Origin of the sequence: Acinetobacter sp. ACZLY 512 (assembly GCF_023614015.1) — a bacterium.
Classification (GTDB): Bacteria; Pseudomonadota; Gammaproteobacteria; order Pseudomonadales; family Moraxellaceae; genus Acinetobacter; species Acinetobacter soli.
Genome location: NZ_JAKIVI010000004.1, coordinates 218,466 through 238,234, shown reverse-complemented (window position 1 = coordinate 238,234; position 19,769 = coordinate 218,466). Strand labels below are relative to the sequence as shown.

The window sequence follows — 19,769 nt, the reverse complement described above, 5'->3', positions numbered from 1 at the left end:
TTTATTGTGAAGGTTTCGACCGGCCATAGCCACGTTTCGCAAGCTCTAACCGAGCAATCATGCCTTTATGCACCTCATCTGGCCCATCGGCCAATCTTAGACTTCGTGCATGAATAAAAAAGGCAGATAGCATGGTATCGCGTGAAAGCCCAGCTCCGCCATGGACCTGGATTGCCATATCTACTACTTTTTCTAGTACATTGGGTGCAACCAACTTGATGGCTGAAATTTCTGTGAGCGCAGCCAAAGTTCCATAAGTATCCATTTTAAATGCTGTATATAAGGTAAGTAAGCGTGCTTGATCAATTGCAACGCGTGCCTCTGCGACGCGTTCGAGATTTCCGCCCAGTTTGAGCAACTCTTTACCAAACGCCGTACGTGACATACCTCGATCAATCATTAACTCGAGTGACTTTTCTGCGGCTCCAATGCATCGCATACAATGGTGAATACGCCCGGGGCCTAATCGCCCTTGTGCAATTTCAAAACCTTGACCTGCACCGCCGATAAAATTTTCTATAGGGACTCGTACCTGATCAAAAATAACTTCTCCATGACCATGCGGTGCATCATACTCCCCAAAAACAGACAACATTCGCTGGATTTTGACACCGGGTGTATCAAGCGGTACCAGCACCATCGAATGCTGATGATGTCGATCTTTACTGGTATCAGGCGTATGTGCCATAAAAATGATGAGTTTTGCATTTGGGTCACCTAAACCTGATGACCACCACTTTCGACCATTGAGTACAATTTCATTACCTTCAATCACCGCGGTTGCTTGCATATTGGTTGCATCACTTGAAGCAACATCAGGTTCAGTCATACAAAAAACGGAACGAATTTTGCCGTTTAAAAGCGGCATGAGCCAATCATTTTTTTGCTGCTCAGTACCATAGCGCCATAGCAACTCCATGTTGCCGGTGTCTGGTGCACTACAGTTAAATACAATCGGTGCCAAAAGGCTTCTACCTGTTAACTCTGCTATGTGTGCATACTCCTGAACAGATAGCCCTGCGCCAAGCTCCCTGTCGGGTAAGAAAAGATTCCATAAACCCGCCGCTCTGGCTTTGGCTTTCAATACTTCAAGCTGCTCTGGCCAAACCCAAGTCGTCCAGTCACCGTTGGGATTCATTTGATGTACATCATCCCAAAACTTTAATTCAATCGGTTCTATTTCGTTATGAATGAAGTCTCGTGTTCTATTCACAAAATCTTGAGCACGCTCTGAAAGTTTAAACATTTTTATTCCTAATTCGTTGTGTTTATCCTTTACTCACCATAAACGTAAATTTATTATGCATGAAATGATTTTATTAAATACTTCACTATGAATGAAATTCATAAGTTTGATACTGCGCAACACTACCTAGATCTAAGCTTATTTCATCGCATTGATATCAACTTATATCCACTGTTTGTTGCAATTTTTGAACAAAAAAGTATTTCGAGAGCCGCGCAAAGTTTATCCATTAGTCAATCGGCTGCCAGTCATGCTTTACAGCGTTTAAGAGTTCAACTTGAAGATGAGGTATTTATACGTCTCGGCAATAGCATGCAACCTACACCATTTGCAGAACATATCTATCCTGTCATTAAAAACGCACTGATTCTTTTTCAAAATATTAGTCAACAAAAAAAGAGTTTTGATCCGAGCCTCATTAAAACATTAAGAATTGCTATCCATGACGAGATTGAACCACTTGTTTTGCCTAAAATCATTCAGCATTTTGAACAGATCGATCAAAATATTGAGTTTAGTAGTATCAAACTCAATCGAAATACCATTCAAAATGATCTATTAAATCAACAGCTCGATTTTATTATCGATGTAGAGTCGCCAACGCATGACAGCATTGGTTTTCAAGCTTTACTGAAAGATCATTATGTTATTTGCAGCCAACAATCTGTCATGAATGCTGAAATTTATCAATCCGGTCTGCATATTGGGGTATCTTCACGCCGTACAGGTACACTGCTTGAAGATGTGTATCTTCATCGGCAAGGTATTCATCGTGAAATTTTTTTACGTTGCCAGCATTATTCGACAGCACTCAAAATTTTAGAATATAACCGTGATGCAATATTAACTTTACCAAGTGCAGTATTGAGCCATTTGTCTTACGCAACCAATTTGACGATTCATTCAATACCTTTTGAATTGCCCATTTTTACGATTGGTATTTATTGGTCAGATGCATTGATTGATAATTTGAGATATGAGTTTTTAAAAAAAGAAATTATTTCATTATTTACTTAGGCTATTTTAAATGATAAATCGAGTATAGATTATTTCAACTATCTCGATTTATCATTTTGATCAGTTACTTGAAAATTTTAAAGCGTGTTTCATCGTCAATATATGACTTTTCGGCAGCTGGTGCATCAATTGAACCAAATACCAATTGTGCACGTAGTTTCCAGCTCGATGGAACAGCCCATTCAGCATGGACTTTGTCATCGACGATAGGATTATAGTGCTGTAAAGATGCCCCTACATTTTCAGCTGCAAGTGCTGTCCATACTGCAAGTTGCGCCATAGCAGTCGAATGCTCGGACCAAACCGGAAAATTATCTGCATACAAGGCAAATTTCTCTTGAAGCTCTTGAATGACATTTTGATCTTCAAAAAATAAAATAGTTCCCACCCCTGCTGCAAAGCTATCCATTTTCTTGCAGGTTTTTTCTGCTGCAGCTTCATCTGTGGCGTATTCTTTGAGTTTTTCTTTGACGAATCCCCAAAATTTTTCATGTTCTGCATCAAATAAGATAACTGCTCGAGAAGATTGAGAATTAAACGAAGATGGGCTTTGGCGTATTGCTTCTTGAATGAGTTCAGTTAATTGTTCTGGCGTTTGCTGAATATTTTTGCCGATAGCGTATATGGTGCGACGATTTTGAATTAAGGATATTACTGGATTGGTCATGTGCTCAAATTCCTTGCTGCAGCAATGGTAATAAATGGAAAAACCACTATTTTTATAGCATGATTTATGCCAGATCGCTGCACAAGGTATTTGAATTTATACGATATATTTTTTACTTTTTGTTCAACGATTAAAGTTTTACAAGTAGAACATTCGAGCTCACTTCATCTTTCCAGAGTTCGCGTAATGTTGGTAAATAAAATTTTTCACCAATCTCGGATAGTTCTGCATCGATTAAAGTGTGTACTTCATGAATAAAAATGTAGTCCAGCTCGACCATACTTAGTTTTGTATGGCTGGCACCCATTTGCTTACGTTTGGTTTGTGCTTGTTTAAGCACCTGATTGGTAAATTCTTTATCTTTATATGCTGTTAATGCATTAAGGCGTAATTCGATTACACCCCATGCCTCTACAAGTTTCTTGAATGTGGTGAAATCTTTCGATGTAGATTCCCATGTAACATTTTCAAGATTATTGTCTTCGGGTAATACAGGAAGTAGTAAATCAGCGGTACTTGGAAATATTTTTTTTAGATTAATTAAAAATTTAACAGGTTGATCACTCGGATAATCACGAAATTGAACATTTTTTTGAATATCTGTTAAATACACGTCAAGCATGGGAAATTTCATCAGCAGTCTTTATCAGGATGTCACATTGTACGTGTTTGCTCGTCAGATAAAAACTGCTGATGTGTGATTTCAGTGCAATTGCAAGTTATTTTGCATTAGGTGAAACCATTTTTTCTGGACGAACAATTTCATCAAACTGTTGTTCGCTCACCAATTCAAGTTCAACTGCCACTTGTTTAAGGGTTTTATTTTCTTTGTAGGCAGTTTTGGCGACCTTCGCTGCATTCTCATATCCAATTACAGGGTTTAATGCAGTGACCAGCATCAATGAATTATGCAAGAAGTGATCGATCTTATCTCGATTTGGCTCAATACCCACCGCACAATGATCATTAAAGCTATTACATGCATCGCCTAAAAGCTGAATAGACTGTAATAAGTTAAATGCAATTACTGGCATAAATACGTTCAGCTCAAAGTTACCAGATGCACCTGCTACATTGATCGTGGTGTCATTACCAAGTACCTGAGCAACCACCATCGTCATGGCTTCACTTTGTGTCGGATTAACCTTACCCGGCATGATACTTGATCCTGGTTCATTTTCTGGAATACGAATTTCACCAAAACCACAGCGTGGACCGCTCGCCAGCCAACGAACATCATTGGCAATTTTATTTAAACTGACTGCCAATGTTTTAAGCGCGCCCGATGCAAATACAGCCGCATCGCGCCCTGCGAGTGCTTCAAATTTATTTGGTGCAGTGACAAAAGGTAAACCTGTTTGCTTGGCCAACTCGGCAGCAGCCTGAACTGCATAATCAGGATGAGCATTTAAGCCAGTGCCTACAGCCGTTCCACCTAAAGGTAATTCGTATAAGCCTTCCAGTGCTTGTTTTAAACGGTGCAAACCATGTTCAAGCTGAGAAACATAACCAGAAAACTCTTGCCCGAGTGTGAGTGGGGTTGCGTCTTGTAAATGAGTGCGTCCGATTTTAACAATGCCATTAAATTCATCAGACTTTTGTTGCAACGTCGCTTTTAGGCGTGTTACTGCAGGAATAAGCAATTCATTGATCTGAAGGCTTGCAGCCACATGAATCGCGGTTGGAAACGAATCATTGGTCGATTGAGCACGGTTGACGTGATCGTTAGGATGTACAGGTGACTGTGATCCTAATGCATTTCCCAATTTTTGATTGGCAATATTTGCAATCACTTCGTTGCAGTTCATATTGCTTTGCGTACCAGATCCTGTCTGCCAGACCACCAGTGGAAATTGTGAGTCCCACTTCCCTTCAATTACATCATCTGCCGCATCAACAATATAAGCAGATAAATCTTGAGGTAATTGGCCCAAGCTTGCATTGGTGATGGCTGCAGATTTTTTCACTAAACCCATCGCACGAATCATGGCACGAGGTAAACGCTCTTGACCAATTTTAAAGTTTTGCAAACTACGTTGCGTTTGAGCTCCCCACATTGCATCGTTTGGGACTTCGACTTCACCCATCGTGTCGTGTTCAATTCGAGTTTGCATAAAAACCTCTATTATCCATAATGATTAATGACAAGTACGGGCTAGAGCAACCGTTACGATTACTTGGCTGGTCATGAAATACTAATAAAGCCAGCTCAATTTGTAAATAAGAATCATTTTTATTACATTTTAAGTGTATTTTGATAGAACTGCCATTGGTGCTCAAGCATTTGCTGTAGAGTACGTTTCGGTTTCCAGTTCAATGTTTTTTCAGCTTTGCTGATATCTGCACCAAGTTGTGCCAATTCGTCTACAGCAAACATGGCATCGTGTGTATTAATCTGAGTTTGAGTAATGGTACTTATTTGCGCAAGTAGAGATTGAATCGAAGTCACATGATCATGTGCGATATTAAATGCTTCACACGTATGCTCTTGATGGTTGAGCCAGTATAAACTTGCGAGTACGGCTTCACATGCATCGAGCACATGCAAAAAACTTCGTTCTACGGTTTGATCATCGGTAAGAGCTTGATGCTGTAATTCCAGATAATCCCGTTGCATGGCGGCAACCTGCATCGCGAGTGGAATAATATTTTTTGGTAATTGAGGCACCATTTCTCCGAGTACCCCATGTTCAAAGGCACCGGCAATATTGGAAAGTCTCAAGATGGCGATTTTCCATTCATGATCAGTTTTATACGTATCTCGTATGATTTCTTCAATCATTTGCTGAGATTTAATATATGGATTGGGATAAGTGGTATTAAAAGACGTATCTTCTGTAAGATTTAATCCAGAAGCGCCATACACCGCTAAGCTTGAGAGGTGAACCAGTTTTCTTACGCCTGTACGCTGCATAGAACGCAACAAGCTCATGATACAACTGACGTTGTCATTATAATACTCAAGCGGTTTAAGCTTGGATTCTTCGAGTGCTTTAAAACCTGCGGTGTGTACGACAGCATCAATGGAATATTGCTCAAAAACTTTATTTAATGCGGGTGTGTTGCGAACGTCCACTTTCACAAATGGCACGTACATACCGGAAATATATTCTAATCGTTCTAATGTTTGTAAAGATGCATTGGCCAAGTTGTCGACCAATATAACCTCTTGACCTTGAGCCAGAAGACTCAAAGCAATGTGTGACCCAAGAAAGCCTAAACCACCTGTCACTAAAATCATTGTATACTTACCTTTTTATAATGTGTAAATAGCTCATCTGTTATCAGACGCATGGCTACAGTGAAATTTCAATGAGTACATTAGTTTTAATTACTGCTGCACCGACATCGGTTCATGCATGGCATGCCCTTGGTTTAGTTCAGGCACTTCAGGACAAAAATGAAGTGTTCCGAGTGTTCTTTTATCAAGACGCTGTTCATGTTGCAAACGATTTGCAGTGGGTGCCCGATGATCAGCGTCGTTTGACTCAAGAATGGCAAAAGCTCTCAATACGACTCCCTGTTTGTGTTAGTGCTGCACTAAACCGTGGAATTACAGATGAAGAAAATGCTAAACGCCATCAACTCACGCATTACAACTTGGCTCAGGGATTTGAACTGGTTGGTTTAGGTGAACTTGCAGATGCCGTAGAATCTTCTACACGTCTAATTCAATTTTAAGCAGCTTTTTATTTCTAGAGTGTTGCTTTTAAAAGGTATATTGTGTGAAATCTGTACTCGTTATTTTAACCCAGTCTAATTTAAGTCAGTTACAGGTCAACGAAAGCCTGTCTGCGACGATGGTTTTAGCCACTTTTGGCTCTAATATCAGCGTTTTACTTCAAGATGCAGCCCTAACGCTGTTAAAAGAAGACCAAAGCTTTGATCAGCTCATTCATGCCTTTAAACCCGCTTCAAGTATGCTGGAAAGTTTTGAATTTTATGACTTAACGCCCATTTTAGTTGAATCAAAATATCAGCAACATGCGTTTGTTAGAAATTCTTCACAAGACATCGAGTTTGTCGAATTCAATGCAAGCCTGATTCAATCCTTTGATTATGTTTTATATTGGTAATTTCCAAAGATGAACAACACAATTTACCTCATACAAACTTCTTTTGCATCGACTGCTTCTGCTTTAAATAAAGTACAACAGGTCTTTGTGGAAGGTGATCAAATCGTGATCATGGGCGAAGCATTGTCGGCACTCACCAGCGAGAATATGCGTTCTTTTCAGTCGTATTACTGTTTAAATAACGAACGGACTCTTTTAAATCCTGATCTTAGTTCCGCTATAATTCCCCTAGATTACAGTGCATTTGCGGACTTAATTTTGCAATACAAACGTAGTGTATCTTTTAAATAATTTGATTTTTGCTTAGGCTATTTTATGCGCTTAGATCTTGATCAAGATGGACATCTTGTCGATTACACCATTTGGAATAAAGACGTGGCTCAAGAGCTTGCTCGTTCTTTAGATCTTGAATTGACTGAATGGCACTTTAACGTTTTAAATGCAGTCCGCCAGTTTTATCAAAAGTTCGGACACTCTCCTGCAACGCGTCCTCTGATCAAATATCTAATGAAAACGGTAGATGCCAATATTGATAATGCAGTGTTACAGCAAGCGTTTAAAACAGGTCTTGTTGCACGCCATTTAAGCCGTTTGGCTGGTATTCCAAAACCTGCTAATTGCTTGTAATCGATTAGGCAAATTTCTTGGCAGATGCCACACAACAAATGACGCCTGCTGTGATAATAAGCATGTTGGCACTAATTGGTTCATGTAATATCACCGCTGCAAGTGCTAGGCCCATAAAGGGTTGCAATAATTGCAATTGCCCTACACTTGCAATACCGCCTTTTGATAAACCATAGTACCAGAAGAAAAATCCGATCAGCATGCTGAAGATCGAGATGTATAAAACAGCTACCAGACCAGATAAAGTCAATTTATCTAGTATTTCACTAGAATAATTATAGATCGTTACTATAAGCATTACAGGTAATGAAATAACCAGCGCCCAGCAAATGACCTGCCATCCCCCTATTTTTTTCGCAAGATTCGCCCCTTCAGCGTATCCAAATCCGCATAGTATAATTGCACAAAGCATATATAAAATCCCAAAAAAGCTTTGCGTATTCAGCGATATATCTAACAAAATATATAAAACAACCAATCCGCTTCCAAATAATGAAAACAGCCAAAATGTCAGTTGAGGTCGCTCATTTGAACGCAGGACTGCGAATATGGCAGTGCTTAAAGGAAGCAATCCTATAAATACAATCGAAAAAGCCGCACTAATATGTTGCAGTGCTAATGCTGTAAATAACGGAAATCCCACAACAACACCAACCGCGACATATACTAAATTCTCGTAATCACGTTTTGATGGTCGCTTAGCTTTTAAGATTTTTAACAAGACCATAGCAACAATACCCGCAATAACAGCACGAATTCCTGTTAAAAACCAAGGATTAAAATCCATAACAGCAATACGTGTTGCAGGTAAAGATCCGGAAAAGATTACAACACCGATTAAACCACTTAACCAAGCTAAAAATTGAGAATTCATGATGACATCGCATTTTATAGAATGTCTTTTTATAAACTTATGTTAAGTTGGTACAAAGATACAGTGCAGTACAATTTATAAAAACTGTACTGGATTAAAATTCAATACAGTAATTGGTTTAACATGACTAAAATTGAACACGTAATACGTTATATCGATTCTGAACTTAAAAGTCGCCGGCTCACACCAGGTATGCGACTACCATCTGTTCGACAACTGGCCAAACAGCTTGATTTTTCTGTATCTACAATTGTTTGTGCTTATGAGCGGATGTTATCTACTGGCCAGATAGAGTCTCGTGCAGGCTCTGGATTTTTTGTTAGCGCACCACTAGAACCTTTAAAGCTTTCAAATATGGAGCCGATACAGGTTAAACACCTTGATCCACTTCGGCTATCTCGCGAACTCTTAGAAGCATCTCCATCATTAATAAAGCCGGGATGCGGCTGGCTCCCAGATAGCTGGATGCCTCATGAAGCTTTAAGAAAAGCAATCCGTGACGTTTCTAAAGAATCGACCTTTGAATTAATGAATTACTCCTCGCCATTAGGGTTTAATTTGTTACGTGAATTGTTGGCAAGACGCTTGCAAAGTAAAAGTATATTTGTAAGTCCAGATCAAGTTTTGCTGACCGATTCAGGTTCATATTCAACCGATCTACTTTGTCGTTTTTTACTCAAACCGGGTGATACTGTTTTAGTCGATGATCCTTGTTATTTTAACTTTAAGGCGTTACTTAAGGTGCATCAAGCCAAAGTCATTGGTATTCCATATACTACAGATGGCCCAAATATTGAGGCCTTTCAGCAAGCCATCACACAACATCAACCGCGGTTATATATTACGAATTCAGGTATTCATAATCCTACAGGCGCTATGCCTTCATCTGCGACGGTTCATCAACTGGTTTCTTTAATTACACAAGCGAATATGATTGTAATTGAAGACGATATTTTTTCAGATTTTGAAAATAAACACTCACCTCGCTTTAGCGCACTTGACGGCCTTACAAACAGTATTTATATCGGCAGCTTTTCCAAAACATTATCAGCTTCATTACGCTGCGGCTATATTGTGGCAAAACCTGAGTGGATTAATGATTTAATTGATCTCAAAATTGCCACAAGTTTCAGTCATAATAATTTTTCAGCACATGTTTTGTATAAGGTGCTCACAGATGGAAAATACCGTAAACATCTTGAGCAGTTGAATACGCGCTTGGCAAATGCTATGGACATATCGATAAATACACTTGAACAAATGCAAATTCGTCCATGGATAAAACCACAAGCAGGAATGTTTCTATGGTGTGAGTTACCTGCTTATATTGATCTTCATCGACTACAACAGTATTGCACAGAGCAAGGTGTCGTTCTTGCTTTAGGTGAAGCGTTTAGCACATCAGGTTTATTCAAACAATTTTTAAGATTTAATGTCGCCCAATGTGTTCATTACGATGTATTTAAAGTATTACAAGCAGGTTTACTTGCATCAAAACTTTAATCGACTTATATGAATGATTATTTGATTGACTGACTTATGTATCGCTGTACTGCAATATCCCCCGTTCCATAGTCACAATGGGCGCATTGAGATAATCTAGCTCTTCTGGATGATGTGTAACGTAAATGATTGGAATATTTAATTGCTGCTTAAGCTCGTACAAAAAAGGCAAAAGCTGATTTTTTAAGTGTCGATCCAAACCTGTGAGTGGCTCATCCAGTAATAAAAGCTCAGGGGAAGCCAGTAAAGCTCGCCCAATCGAGACTCGCTGTGCTTCCCCACCAGAAAGCTGTAAAGCTTTACGACTAAGCAATGCGTCTAGGCTAAGTAGCTTTACAATCTGCTCAAAACTGAATTTTTGCGGACGCTTCTTATTAAACCGCAACGCATATTCAAGATTTTGTCTTACGTTTAAATGTGGGAAAAGCTGCGCCTGTTGGAAAATCAATCCAATATGACGTTGGTGCGTAGGTACAAATTGCTGCTCGGCTGTATTGACCAAAACACGCTCATTGAAAGTGATCTCACCGTCATAAGGCTTCAAAACTCCCACCATATTTTTTAAAAACGTACTTTTTCCAGAACCAGACGGGCCTAGAATCCCGAGTAAGTTATGCTTAAGTGTTAAATCAACATGAAGCTGAAAATCACGCTGGACGTAATTAAAATGACAGCGCAGATTCATGGCGTTAACCTTTGCTGATAACGTTTTAAAATAAGATGATTGGCCACCAGTGCAGCAAACGCCAAACCTACGGAGAGTAGTACTAAACGCATTGCCATGCTTTCGCCATCCGGTTGTTGTAGTAACGAATAAATTGCGATGGGTACAGTGCGGGTTTCATCTGGAATATTGCCCACAAAGGTAATAGTGGCACCAAACTCCCCCAGACTGCGACTAAAACACAAAATACTTCCAATGAGTACACCGGGTAAGGCAAGTGGCAAACTAATCGAAAAAAAAGCCTGAATGGGGCTTGCCCCCAAGGTCTGTGCAATTTGTTCAAGTTGCTGATTAATCAGTTGAAAAGACAAACGAATCGGTTGAACCATCAGGGGGAAAGCCACCACCATTGAAGCAATGACTGCGCCTTTCCAGTTAAATGCCAGTTGAATCCCCCATTCACTTAAAAACTGCCCCACAATGCCGCGGTTACCAAATAAAATCAGCAGCAAATACCCCAATACCACGGGTGGTAAAATCATAGGTAATTGTAAAAGAGATTCGAGTATAACTTTTAGGCGAAATTCATATCGAGCTAAGATCCACGCCACAAAAATAGCAAAAGGAAGATTGACCAAAGTGGCAAACAAGCCCACTTTGGCAGATAAATATAAGGCAGAGATTTCTTCAGGTGTGAGCATGTAGAACGACTATTTCAACTCACTAAAACCATAACGGGTAAAAATGGCTTTTGCTTTGGCATTTTTAAGCATGAAATGTTCAAATTGGGCCGCTTCCCGATTACGTTCACCTTGTTTGGTGAGCGCCGCAGGATAAACAATCGGATCATGTGTTTTTGAAGGGAATGTTCCAATAATCTTAACTTTTTTACTGATTAATGCATCGGTTTGGTAAACAATTCCAACATCGCATTCACCACGTTCAACAAAGGCCAAAGCTGAACGCACATCATCTGTCCCAACAATACGTCCTTGCAAAGGTGTATACCAGCCTAAAGCCATCAAGCTTTGTTTAGCGTATTTGCCTACAGGCACAGATTCCATTTGACCAGTACATAAATGGCCTTTAAATGCATTTGCAAAGTTAAATTGTTTGGTGGGACCAAAAGGTACATCCATATCCATCGGCGTGATGGCCACAAGCTGATTGCCGAGTGTATTTTTTACCTTACCTGACGATATAAACTGAGTCTTAACTAAATATTTCATCCAGTCTGTATCGGCAGAAAAATAAATATCTGCTTTTGCACCACTCTCGATTTGTTTTGCTAGCGCCGATGATGCACCAAAAACAGTCACGACATTGGTTGATGGATGCTGCTGTTTGTAAAGCTTGGCAATATCAGTCACTGCATTAGTCAAACTTGCCGCCGCATAGACTCTCACCTCACCTGCCGAAACGTGTAAAGCACCAAGACAGAAAAGCGAAAATACAGCGATTTTTTTTATCATGATTGGCACCTTATATTCGTATTGCAGAGACGAGCGTTCCCACTTCTGGACTTATATCCGCTGGTACGCGAACCAGACAGTTCGCATCCATTAAGTTACTTAACATATGTGACTGTTGATTGGCAAGGTTTGCAGCACTTAGCTCACCAGCATGAAGCTCCAGTTTCATGCGCATAAAGCGCTCACGCTTATCGGCTTTAAGCGGTTGTGCAAGCTTAACCTCAAACCAATCGATATTTTGATTTTGACCTTGCAGCGCATCGATGAGCAGACGCGTATATACTTGCATACATACGTACACGGCGGCTGGATTGCCCGGTAGCCCGAGTAAATAACATGCATGCTGATCTTGTTGATATTTGGCAAAAAAGATCGGTTTACCGGGTTTTTGTTTGACTTTCCAAAAGATTTCTTTAAATCCAACCTCAAAAGCACAGGGCCGAACAAAATCATAATCCCCTACAGACACACCACCTGTCGTTACAATCACATCATAGTGATTTTTAAGTCGAGCAAACAATTCACTGAGTGCCTTCGCTTCATCATGAATGTGTAAAATTTCAACTTGTATATGTCGCTCTTGAAACCACGCCTTAATTAGCGGACCATTGGCATCATAGACATGTGCACTACTTAGGCTATTTTGCTCAGTAGCAACTTCATCACCTGTAATTACTACGACGACTTTAGGCTGACGATATACATCAACCTGCTGAACTCCCGCCATGCTCAACGCGGCTAAAGGCCCGGTCTTAAGATATTGATCTTTATTGGCCACCTGCTGCCCCAAAGCTAACTCTTCACCTTGGCGTCTGATGTCGATATTGGCCTGAAGTGATTCTGTAATCTGGATTCGATGCTCATCGAGCCGATGTACAATCTCTTGACGCGCAATCGTCGTACATCCCTCTGGAAGTTTACCGCCAGTAAAAATACGCGTAGCCTGACCTGCTTTCAAAACCAGATCACTGCTTTGCCCTGCGCGTATTTCACCTATAAGCTCAAAGCATTGGTTCTTTTCAATGATATCACTCGCACACAGCGCATACCCATCAACAGCACTTTGATCAAAACTTGGTAGATTCACTGGCGAATGAATTGGCTGTGCCAGATATCTACTTAGGCTATTTTGTAGTTCAATGTTTTCCGTGCCAAGTGGCTTGACCGTATTTAAAATATGATCAATTGCCTCATCGATACTGATTAGACCTTTTTCATGGCCACATGCGGACATTATTCATAACCTCCCGGATGTGGAAGATCACGGCACACATCAAAAATATGCACAATCGCTGGCAATAAAGCAGCCATTGTTTCAGAAGCACCACCACGGCTACCCGGGAATGTCATCACCAATGAACGATCGATAAAACCTGCAACTCCACGCGACATTGCTGCATACGGTGTACGGCGCTGACCAAATGCACGTGCAGCTTCCATCAAGCCATCGAGCTTACGTTCAAGTAACGGCTCTAGGGTGTCGACTGTAATGTCTCGCTTACCTATTCCTGTACCGCCCACTGTAATAACACATGCATAGGATTTGGTTAACTCAAGAACCAGTTCTTTAAGCTGTTCAGGCTCATCTGGCAAAATTTGGTAATGAATAGGCGTAAAGCCAGCTTCGGTTAAACTCTCAACCACAGACTTACCGGCAGTATCTGGTTTTTTGCCAGAGGCTACAGTATCAGACAATACAATTACCGCCGCAGATACAGCTTGGCGAAGTGTACGCTTGAAATGCGATTTACCGCCTTTTTTCTTTAAGAGCTTGCACTGATCTAACACCAAGTCTTCTGGCTCACAGTGCGGTTTAAGCATATCGTACAGGGTTAAACCGGCAATACTTGCGGCTGTGAGTGCCTCCATCTCTACACCCGTTGGGCCGATGGTTTCTACCGTGGTTAGAATTTCAACAAAGTTTTCATGTAACTCGTAATCGACTTCGGCACGATAAATAGGCAATGGATGGCAAAGCGGAATCAGCTCATCGGTACGTTTTGCGGCCAAGATACCTGCAATGCGTCCTGTTTTTAGTGCATCACCTTTTTCGGTATTTCCCTGACGAAGTAATTCAATACAATGTGGTGGTGCATACAAAATAGCTTGAGCTTCGGCAATACGATAACTTTCCGGTTTCATGCCTACGTTTTTCATTAAAAATCCCGTTTTAAATTAGTGCTGGTGTTCGTGATGATGTGAATGATCGATTTGATCATGATGATGATCTTTACGGATACAGCATCCTTCGACAAATTGACTGCTGCCATCGGTGTAAAACTCTTCTTTCCAAATTGGCACTTCATGTTTTACACGCTCTACCGCCTCTTCACAGGCCGCAAACGCTTCACGGCGATGCGGTGCATAGGCCACGGCAATAATTGCCATTCCACCGATATCTAGCTGCCCAATACGATGAATAACCCGCACATATGCAGCGCCGTGCTTATTCATGATGTCTTGTTCAATCTGACGAATCATTTTTTCTGCAACAGGCGTATAGGAGGTATATTTCAGCCCACTCACAGCACGACCATTGTGATGGTTACGTACCGTTCCCTGAAAAATACCAATACCACCGCAAGCAGGAAAATCGGATATCGGATCAAAACTATCCAGTGTTAAGTCAACCGATTGTACGCGTTGAAATTCTTTCATTTCAGCCTCCTGCTACAGGTGAAAGTAAGACCAAGGTACAATTTTGGCTTAAGTAGGTTTGACGCGAAATAATATCTTCTCCAATTGCACAGGCACAGCGCTCAATGGCCTGTGTCGCATCTGGATATTGATGAGTAATATCATTTAAAACGTCAGAAACAAGCACTGTATCTGAATAATTCAAAACGATCTGGGAGGGTATTTTTCTTTGTATGGCACCATAACCTTCAATCGTGACGTTTAAGGCCGACATTGTTATCCTCCAATCATATGCATGGTAATTTTTCGTGTGTGTGTGTTTAAGCTATGAAAGCCTTTGGCTTTATTCCAGATATAGCTCGAGGTTTTATCATAGAGTTCTGTCAGTGTCCGATCTTGATCATACCCTTGAACCAATTCGTTTAGTAATGGCTTGAGATCAATACCCTTAGGCGCAAATAGGCAGTTATACAGCTCACCTTGAGCTGTTAAACGAATTCGATCGCATTGTCCGCAAAAAGAGTGGGTAATGGTTGAGATGACCCCCACGTCATAATTTTGATCTAAACGAAAAAGCCGTGCTGGCTCACTGTGTTGCTCTAGCGCTTCAACTGAATACGTTTTAGAGAGTACCTCTAAAATCTCTTGCTCTGACACTACAGCGGCGTTCGACCAGTGCTGATCACCATCAAGTGGCATAAACTCGATAAATCTGAGCGGAATATGTTGCGATTTGGCCCACTGAACTAATGGTAAAATTTGATCATCATTTTTACCTTTCATGAGCACGGTATTAATCTTAAATTTTAAACCTACGGCTTGAGCCGCCTTGATACCTTCTAAAACAGGCAAAATTGGCTTTTTGGTCAGCGTCATAAATTGCTCTGGATCGAGACTATCTAGACTAATGTTGAGATCATCTAAACCTGCATGTTTAAGATCTAATGCATATTTCTTTAAGTAATGGGCATTGGTGGTGATCGAAATACGCTTTAAACCTTTTGCCCGTAGCGATTGCAAATCACGTATAAAGTGCACCACGCCTTGGCGCATCAGTGGTTCACCGCCAGTAATCCGAATATTTTCAATTCCGTTTTGCACCATAAAGCGACAAAACTCAAAAAGTGCCTCAAAACTTAGCAAGTCATGCTTTTTGATCCACTCTGGATGTTCTGGCATACAATACAGGCATTTGAAGTTACAACGATCTGTAACGGAAATACGTAGTTTCCGTTTATAACGCCCATATTGATCTTCAAAAGGTGGCGTCATCAGATCTTGTGTTTCATGCTTCATTGTATGCACTCATAATTAAAACTTCGAGATGACCCTTACACAGCGCTATTGCACGTTGATAATTCTATAATGACTCATGATGTTGATTTAAAAAAGCAAAAATATTTCAAAAAATGATCAAAATATGCTTCCTTGCACCATTACTCATCAGTGACAATCCAATTTACTAACAAAAATCAGACCTGTCTTGCATTTTTTTGTTCGCTTCAGGATAAATGTAATAATGATTATCTAAACTCACATATATTCATTTAAGCGAATTTACGGCGGGATTTGATTAAAACTCGCTCTGCTTGAGCGTATTGAGCTGCTGGTATTGTTGTAACTCGTCTAATGAATTGATGCTATGAAAAAATAAGCGATGTTTTCTAAAATAAGCCACCTGCGCATGTAAGTCTGTTAAGGCTCTTTTCATGCTCAATTGATTTTTGTCTAAGTGATTCTTAATGACCGCCGCACTTGATCGCTTCATCAGGCAAAATGGATACAGCGCTGTGCCATTAATGGCCACATAACTCATCATCGCACGTGGATCTTGATTTAAAGCATGATGCAATAAAGACACAACCTTGCTGGGAATGTAGGTAATATCACACGGTACAAAAAGCACATAATCCGATACCACATGATTCCAAGCACTGTATATGCCCATCATTGGTCCTAAAAAACCATGCTGATAATCTTCATAACTACGTGTTTGTGGCAAAATCTGACGATACAAACTGGCATCTCGATGGCTATTCACCCAGATCTGATGAATATCGTGCTTTAAGCGCTCATAAATTTTCAGCAACTGAATCTGATCATCAAAGTTTTGTAATAACTTATTGACCCCATTCATACGACGGGCCTGTCCACCAGCCAAGATGACCAAATCGGTTTGTGGATATTTGCTCACGCTCACGCATCGATCTCCTGTTGACAAGCTTTAATTAAACCTCGTATTTCGGGTAAACATGATCCACAGTTTCCGCCTGCTTTAAGGCATGCTGTCACTTGTTTTTCATGCACTATGTTTTGCGCTTTGATGGTATCCACTATTTTGTTTTTTCCTACCTTAAAGCAACTACAGACCAATGGGCCATCATTGTTGCGCACATTAATCGGCATACCTGCAAGTAAAGCTTTACGATGCAATGCACTGAGGCGTTCACGCTTAAACAACGTTGCAACCCAGTCACGGTCGGGTAACATCTCTAACGGCGCTACATACAAGCTTGCAATCAATATACCGTCTTTTAACACCACACTGTGCGAGAGTTGTGTACTCGGATCACTTAAATTTAACCATTCGTAGGATGCATCATCAAAAGGTAAAAATGTTTTTAAGTTATTTTGTATATCTTGTAGTCGGGAACGATCCGCAATCTCGTATCGAATCACTTTGGTCATTTTGACCTTTGTCCACCATGCCAACTGTTGAAGCTGCGATGCCATAAGATGCTCCATACCTTCACGTACAAACAAGCATCCTTGCCAATGCGTATAAAATGGCTGCAACATTACAGGCGTATGTTTAAACTCAGGTTCTCCTGAAATCGCATCGACCACAGGATTGACCACTTTGCCAATACGTGCATCGGAAGCATGTTGCTCGCTCCAATGTATAGGAACAAAAATCTGACCACGGCGAATACTGTCTGAAACACTCAAGCGCAATACACAACTGCCCCACTGTGATTTCACTTCAATCAGACTGTCATGCTGCACACCGTACTTGAGTGCATCTTGAGGATGTATTTCACAATACGGTTCTGCACGATGTGACGTTAAATGCGCAGAAAGTGCTGTACGGGTCATGGTGTGCCATTGGTCACGAATACGCCCTGTATTTAAAATCAGCGGAAACGCTTTAGATGGCGCATGCACAGCATCTATAGCAGGTGTGGCAATAAACTTTGCCTTTTGATTGCTATGGCTATACACCCCAGATTGGAATAACTGCTGCTGATTGATTGCCTTGTCATTCTCATTAGGATTGTGCAAGACTGGCCATTGGATCGGTTTAAGCTCGTTATAGGCTTTTGTAGATAAACCGACTAACCCAGAAAGATTAAAGTAACGAAAGACACTATTTTCAGTTTGAATATTCGTTTCTAAGTTGGCTGTGGCTGATAACCGGGCATGCTCATCAAAAATTTCGGCAGCCGATTGAAATTCAAACCCGTCAAACTGCATTTTTTTTGCGACCTGACTCACGGCCCACCAATCAGCTTTAGCCTGTACAGGTGCATCTAGAAAGGCGCGCTGTCTGGAAATACGGCGTTCAGAATTGGTCACTGTTCCGTCTTTTTCTCCCCAACCGAGTGCAGGTAACAAAAAATCGGCATAAGCAGTGGTATCGGTGTGTTGACTGATATCCGATACCACTACCAGCTCACAGGCTTCTAAAGCACGTTTGACTTGATCAGCATTGGGTAAACTCACTACCGGATTAGTGGCCATAATCCAGATGGCTTTAATTTTGCCTTGCTCAACTGCCTGAAATAAATCGACCGCTTTTAATCCCGGCTGAGTCGCAATAGATGGACTATTCCAAAATTGCTGAGTGATTTGCCGATGTAAAGGCTGTTCAATTTCCATATGTGCGGCCAGCATATTGGCCAAACCGCCGACTTCACGCCCGCCCATGGCATTTGGCTGTCCTGTCATCGAAAACGGCGCAGCACCTGGCCGACCAATTTTTCCAGTGAGTAAATGACAGTTGATAATTGAATTGGCTTTATTCACCCCTTGTGAGGATTGATTCACGCCCATAGAAAACAGCGTCATCACTTTATCCAAGCGAGCAAACAATGCATAAAACTGTTCGAGCTTGTCGAGTGAGATCCCGGTCTTTTCTGCCACGTCGTTTAAATTGGCTTGAGCCAGACTAGCATCTAACGCATATTGCAGTTGATCGGTATGCGCATTTACAAAAGCATGATCGGTGTGACCATGTTGATACAAATACTGTAATAGGCCATTAAATAATGTGACATCCTGACCCGGTAATATCGGCAAATGTAAGTCTGCTTGCTCGCATGTTGCAGTATAACGTGGGTCAATCACCACAACTGTAAGGTCACGCTCTGCTTTGGCTTGCATAATCCGTTGGTACAAGACCGGATGACACCATGCGGTATTCGAACCCACCAGTACCACCAGATCGGTCTGCTCAAAATCGGTATAACTGGCAGGCACCAGATCTTCACCGAAACTGCGTTTATGCGCCGCTACTGCCGACGACATACATAAACGTGAGTTGGTATCGATATTGGCTGTGCCCAAGTAGCCTTTTACAAACTTATTCACCACATAGTAGTCTTCAGTTAAGAGTTGCCCCGACACATAGAACGCCACACTGTCTTTACCGTGTTCATCGATACAGGCTTGAAAGCGTTTTGCAATTTCATCAGTCGCATGCTCCCATGTGGTGGCATGACGGGCTGCACCACGCCCCGACATAGGTTGTAACACACGTGTTTCCAAACCCAGTGTATCGGCCAAACGACTCCCTTTGATACATAAGCGACCAAAATTAGAAGGATGTGTTTCATCTCCAGTCACCGAGATTTTGTTACCCGATTTGGTTTCTTCAACCGTTGCGGTCACGCCACATCCTACACCACAATATGGACATGTGGTTTGGGTATGACGGACCAAGTTGGATGTATCACTCTGGAGTTGCACAAGGGGAATCGTATTCAT

The 19,769-nt window shown here is 41.1% G+C and carries 22 protein-coding genes; 6 read left to right on the top strand and 16 right to left on the bottom strand.

All coding sequences use genetic code 11. The features are described from left to right. Position 1 precedes the first annotated feature (1 nt). On the bottom strand, positions 2-1,246 hold the full coding sequence (locus L2096_RS06900; protein WP_048764360.1) for an acyl-CoA dehydrogenase family protein: 1,245 nt from the start codon (positions 1,244-1,246) through the stop codon (positions 2-4). 87 nt (positions 1,247-1,333) lie between these two features. On the opposite strand from L2096_RS06900, the gene L2096_RS06895 reads away from it, so the two are divergent. Further along, entirely contained in the window at positions 1,334-2,263 is a 930-nt protein-coding gene (locus L2096_RS06895; RefSeq protein WP_250365121.1) for a LysR family transcriptional regulator, read from the top strand. Positions 2,264-2,327: 64 nt separating this feature from the next. Here L2096_RS06895 and L2096_RS06890 read toward each other — a convergent pair whose 3' ends face one another. The 4 genes from L2096_RS06890 to L2096_RS06875 form a co-directional block, all read right to left on the bottom strand. Next, the gene (locus L2096_RS06890; RefSeq protein ID WP_250365120.1) at positions 2,328-2,930 is read right to left on the bottom strand and encodes a nitroreductase family protein; all 603 of its coding nucleotides are present in this window, start codon (positions 2,928-2,930) and stop codon (positions 2,328-2,330) included. 130 nt (positions 2,931-3,060) lie between these two features. After that, positions 3,061-3,552, bottom strand: a complete 492-nt coding sequence (locus L2096_RS06885; RefSeq protein WP_149929958.1) for a hypothetical protein — start codon at positions 3,550-3,552, stop codon at positions 3,061-3,063. Between the two features lie 97 nt (positions 3,553-3,649). Next, positions 3,650-5,044 (bottom strand): class II fumarate hydratase, encoded by a 1,395-nt coding sequence (gene fumC / locus L2096_RS06880; protein ID WP_250365119.1) that lies wholly within the window; start codon positions 5,042-5,044, stop codon positions 3,650-3,652. Between the two features lie 122 nt (positions 5,045-5,166). Next, positions 5,167-6,171, bottom strand: a complete 1,005-nt coding sequence (locus L2096_RS06875; protein ID WP_004947236.1) for an SDR family NAD(P)-dependent oxidoreductase — start codon at positions 6,169-6,171, stop codon at positions 5,167-5,169. 71 nt (positions 6,172-6,242) lie between these two features. On the opposite strand from L2096_RS06875, the gene tusD reads away from it, so the two are divergent. Genes tusD through L2096_RS06855 form a run of 4 tightly spaced genes read left to right on the top strand, consistent with a single transcriptional unit; the run spans position 6,243 to position 7,633 of the window. Continuing rightward, positions 6,243-6,611, top strand: a complete 369-nt coding sequence (tusD, locus tag L2096_RS06870) for a sulfurtransferase complex subunit TusD (protein ID WP_004937417.1) — start codon at positions 6,243-6,245, stop codon at positions 6,609-6,611. Positions 6,612-6,655: 44 nt separating this feature from the next. Continuing rightward, on the top strand, positions 6,656-7,006 hold the full coding sequence (locus L2096_RS06865; protein ID WP_004937411.1) for a hypothetical protein: 351 nt from the start codon (positions 6,656-6,658) through the stop codon (positions 7,004-7,006). Between the two features lie 9 nt (positions 7,007-7,015). Beyond that, a complete protein-coding gene (locus L2096_RS06860) occupies positions 7,016-7,297 on the top strand; it encodes a hypothetical protein (RefSeq protein ID WP_250365118.1) in 282 nt (93 codons plus the stop codon). A 24-nt stretch (positions 7,298-7,321) separates the two neighbouring features. Then, positions 7,322-7,633: a TusE/DsrC/DsvC family sulfur relay protein gene (locus L2096_RS06855; RefSeq protein ID WP_250365117.1), complete on the top strand. Its 312-nt coding sequence runs from the start codon at positions 7,322-7,324 to the stop codon at positions 7,631-7,633. Positions 7,634-7,637: 4 nt separating this feature from the next. Here L2096_RS06855 and L2096_RS06850 read toward each other — a convergent pair whose 3' ends face one another. Further along, positions 7,638-8,507, bottom strand: coding sequence for a DMT family transporter (locus L2096_RS06850; protein WP_227265267.1), 870 nt, complete (start codon positions 8,505-8,507; stop codon positions 7,638-7,640). A 123-nt stretch (positions 8,508-8,630) separates the two neighbouring features. Between L2096_RS06850 and L2096_RS06845 the strand changes: the two genes are divergently transcribed. Continuing rightward, positions 8,631-10,010: an aminotransferase-like domain-containing protein gene (locus L2096_RS06845; protein ID WP_151965588.1), complete on the top strand. Its 1,380-nt coding sequence runs from the start codon at positions 8,631-8,633 to the stop codon at positions 10,008-10,010. A gap of 34 nt (positions 10,011-10,044) precedes the next feature. On the opposite strand, the gene L2096_RS06840 is transcribed toward L2096_RS06845, so the two are convergent. The 10 genes from L2096_RS06840 to L2096_RS06795 all read right to left on the bottom strand — a co-directional run bounded on the left by L2096_RS06840 (position 10,045) and on the right by L2096_RS06795 (position 19,769). Then, positions 10,045-10,695, bottom strand: coding sequence for an ATP-binding cassette domain-containing protein (locus tag L2096_RS06840; protein WP_250365116.1), 651 nt, complete (start codon positions 10,693-10,695; stop codon positions 10,045-10,047). Continuing rightward, positions 10,692-11,375: a molybdate ABC transporter permease subunit gene (gene modB / locus L2096_RS06835; protein WP_004937396.1), complete on the bottom strand. Its 684-nt coding sequence runs from the start codon at positions 11,373-11,375 to the stop codon at positions 10,692-10,694. The genes L2096_RS06840 and modB overlap by 4 nt, the downstream gene beginning before the upstream one ends. Positions 11,376-11,384: 9 nt before the next feature. Continuing rightward, on the bottom strand, positions 11,385-12,146 hold the full coding sequence (gene modA / locus L2096_RS06830; RefSeq protein ID WP_004937394.1) for a molybdate ABC transporter substrate-binding protein: 762 nt from the start codon (positions 12,144-12,146) through the stop codon (positions 11,385-11,387). Positions 12,147-12,156: 10 nt separating this feature from the next. After that, the gene (locus L2096_RS06825; RefSeq protein ID WP_250365115.1) at positions 12,157-13,380 is read right to left on the bottom strand and encodes a molybdopterin molybdotransferase MoeA; all 1,224 of its coding nucleotides are present in this window, start codon (positions 13,378-13,380) and stop codon (positions 12,157-12,159) included. Beyond that, positions 13,380-14,303, bottom strand: coding sequence for a bifunctional molybdenum cofactor biosynthesis protein MoaC/MoaB (gene moaCB, locus L2096_RS06820; protein WP_004937388.1), 924 nt, complete (start codon positions 14,301-14,303; stop codon positions 13,380-13,382). Before moaCB ends, L2096_RS06825 begins: the two co-directional genes overlap by 1 nt. An 18-nt stretch (positions 14,304-14,321) precedes the next feature. Then, complete coding sequence (locus L2096_RS06815; protein WP_004937386.1) at positions 14,322-14,804, bottom strand: molybdenum cofactor biosynthesis protein MoaE; 483 nt, start codon at positions 14,802-14,804, stop codon at positions 14,322-14,324. A 1-nt stretch (position 14,805) separates the two neighbouring features. Then, on the bottom strand, positions 14,806-15,057 hold the full coding sequence (locus L2096_RS06810) for a MoaD/ThiS family protein (RefSeq protein ID WP_004937383.1): 252 nt from the start codon (positions 15,055-15,057) through the stop codon (positions 14,806-14,808). Between the two features lie 2 nt (positions 15,058-15,059). Beyond that, complete coding sequence (gene moaA, locus L2096_RS06805) at positions 15,060-16,079, bottom strand: GTP 3',8-cyclase MoaA (RefSeq protein ID WP_250365114.1); 1,020 nt, start codon at positions 16,077-16,079, stop codon at positions 15,060-15,062. Between the two features lie 277 nt (positions 16,080-16,356). Next, positions 16,357-16,983 carry a molybdenum cofactor guanylyltransferase gene (gene mobA / locus L2096_RS06800; RefSeq protein ID WP_151764108.1) on the bottom strand — a complete coding sequence of 209 codons (627 nt, stop codon included), beginning with the start codon at positions 16,981-16,983 and terminating at the stop codon, positions 16,357-16,359. Further along, a complete protein-coding gene (locus L2096_RS06795) occupies positions 16,980-19,769 on the bottom strand; it encodes a nitrate reductase (protein ID WP_250365113.1) in 2,790 nt (929 codons plus the stop codon). Before L2096_RS06795 ends, mobA begins: the two co-directional genes overlap by 4 nt.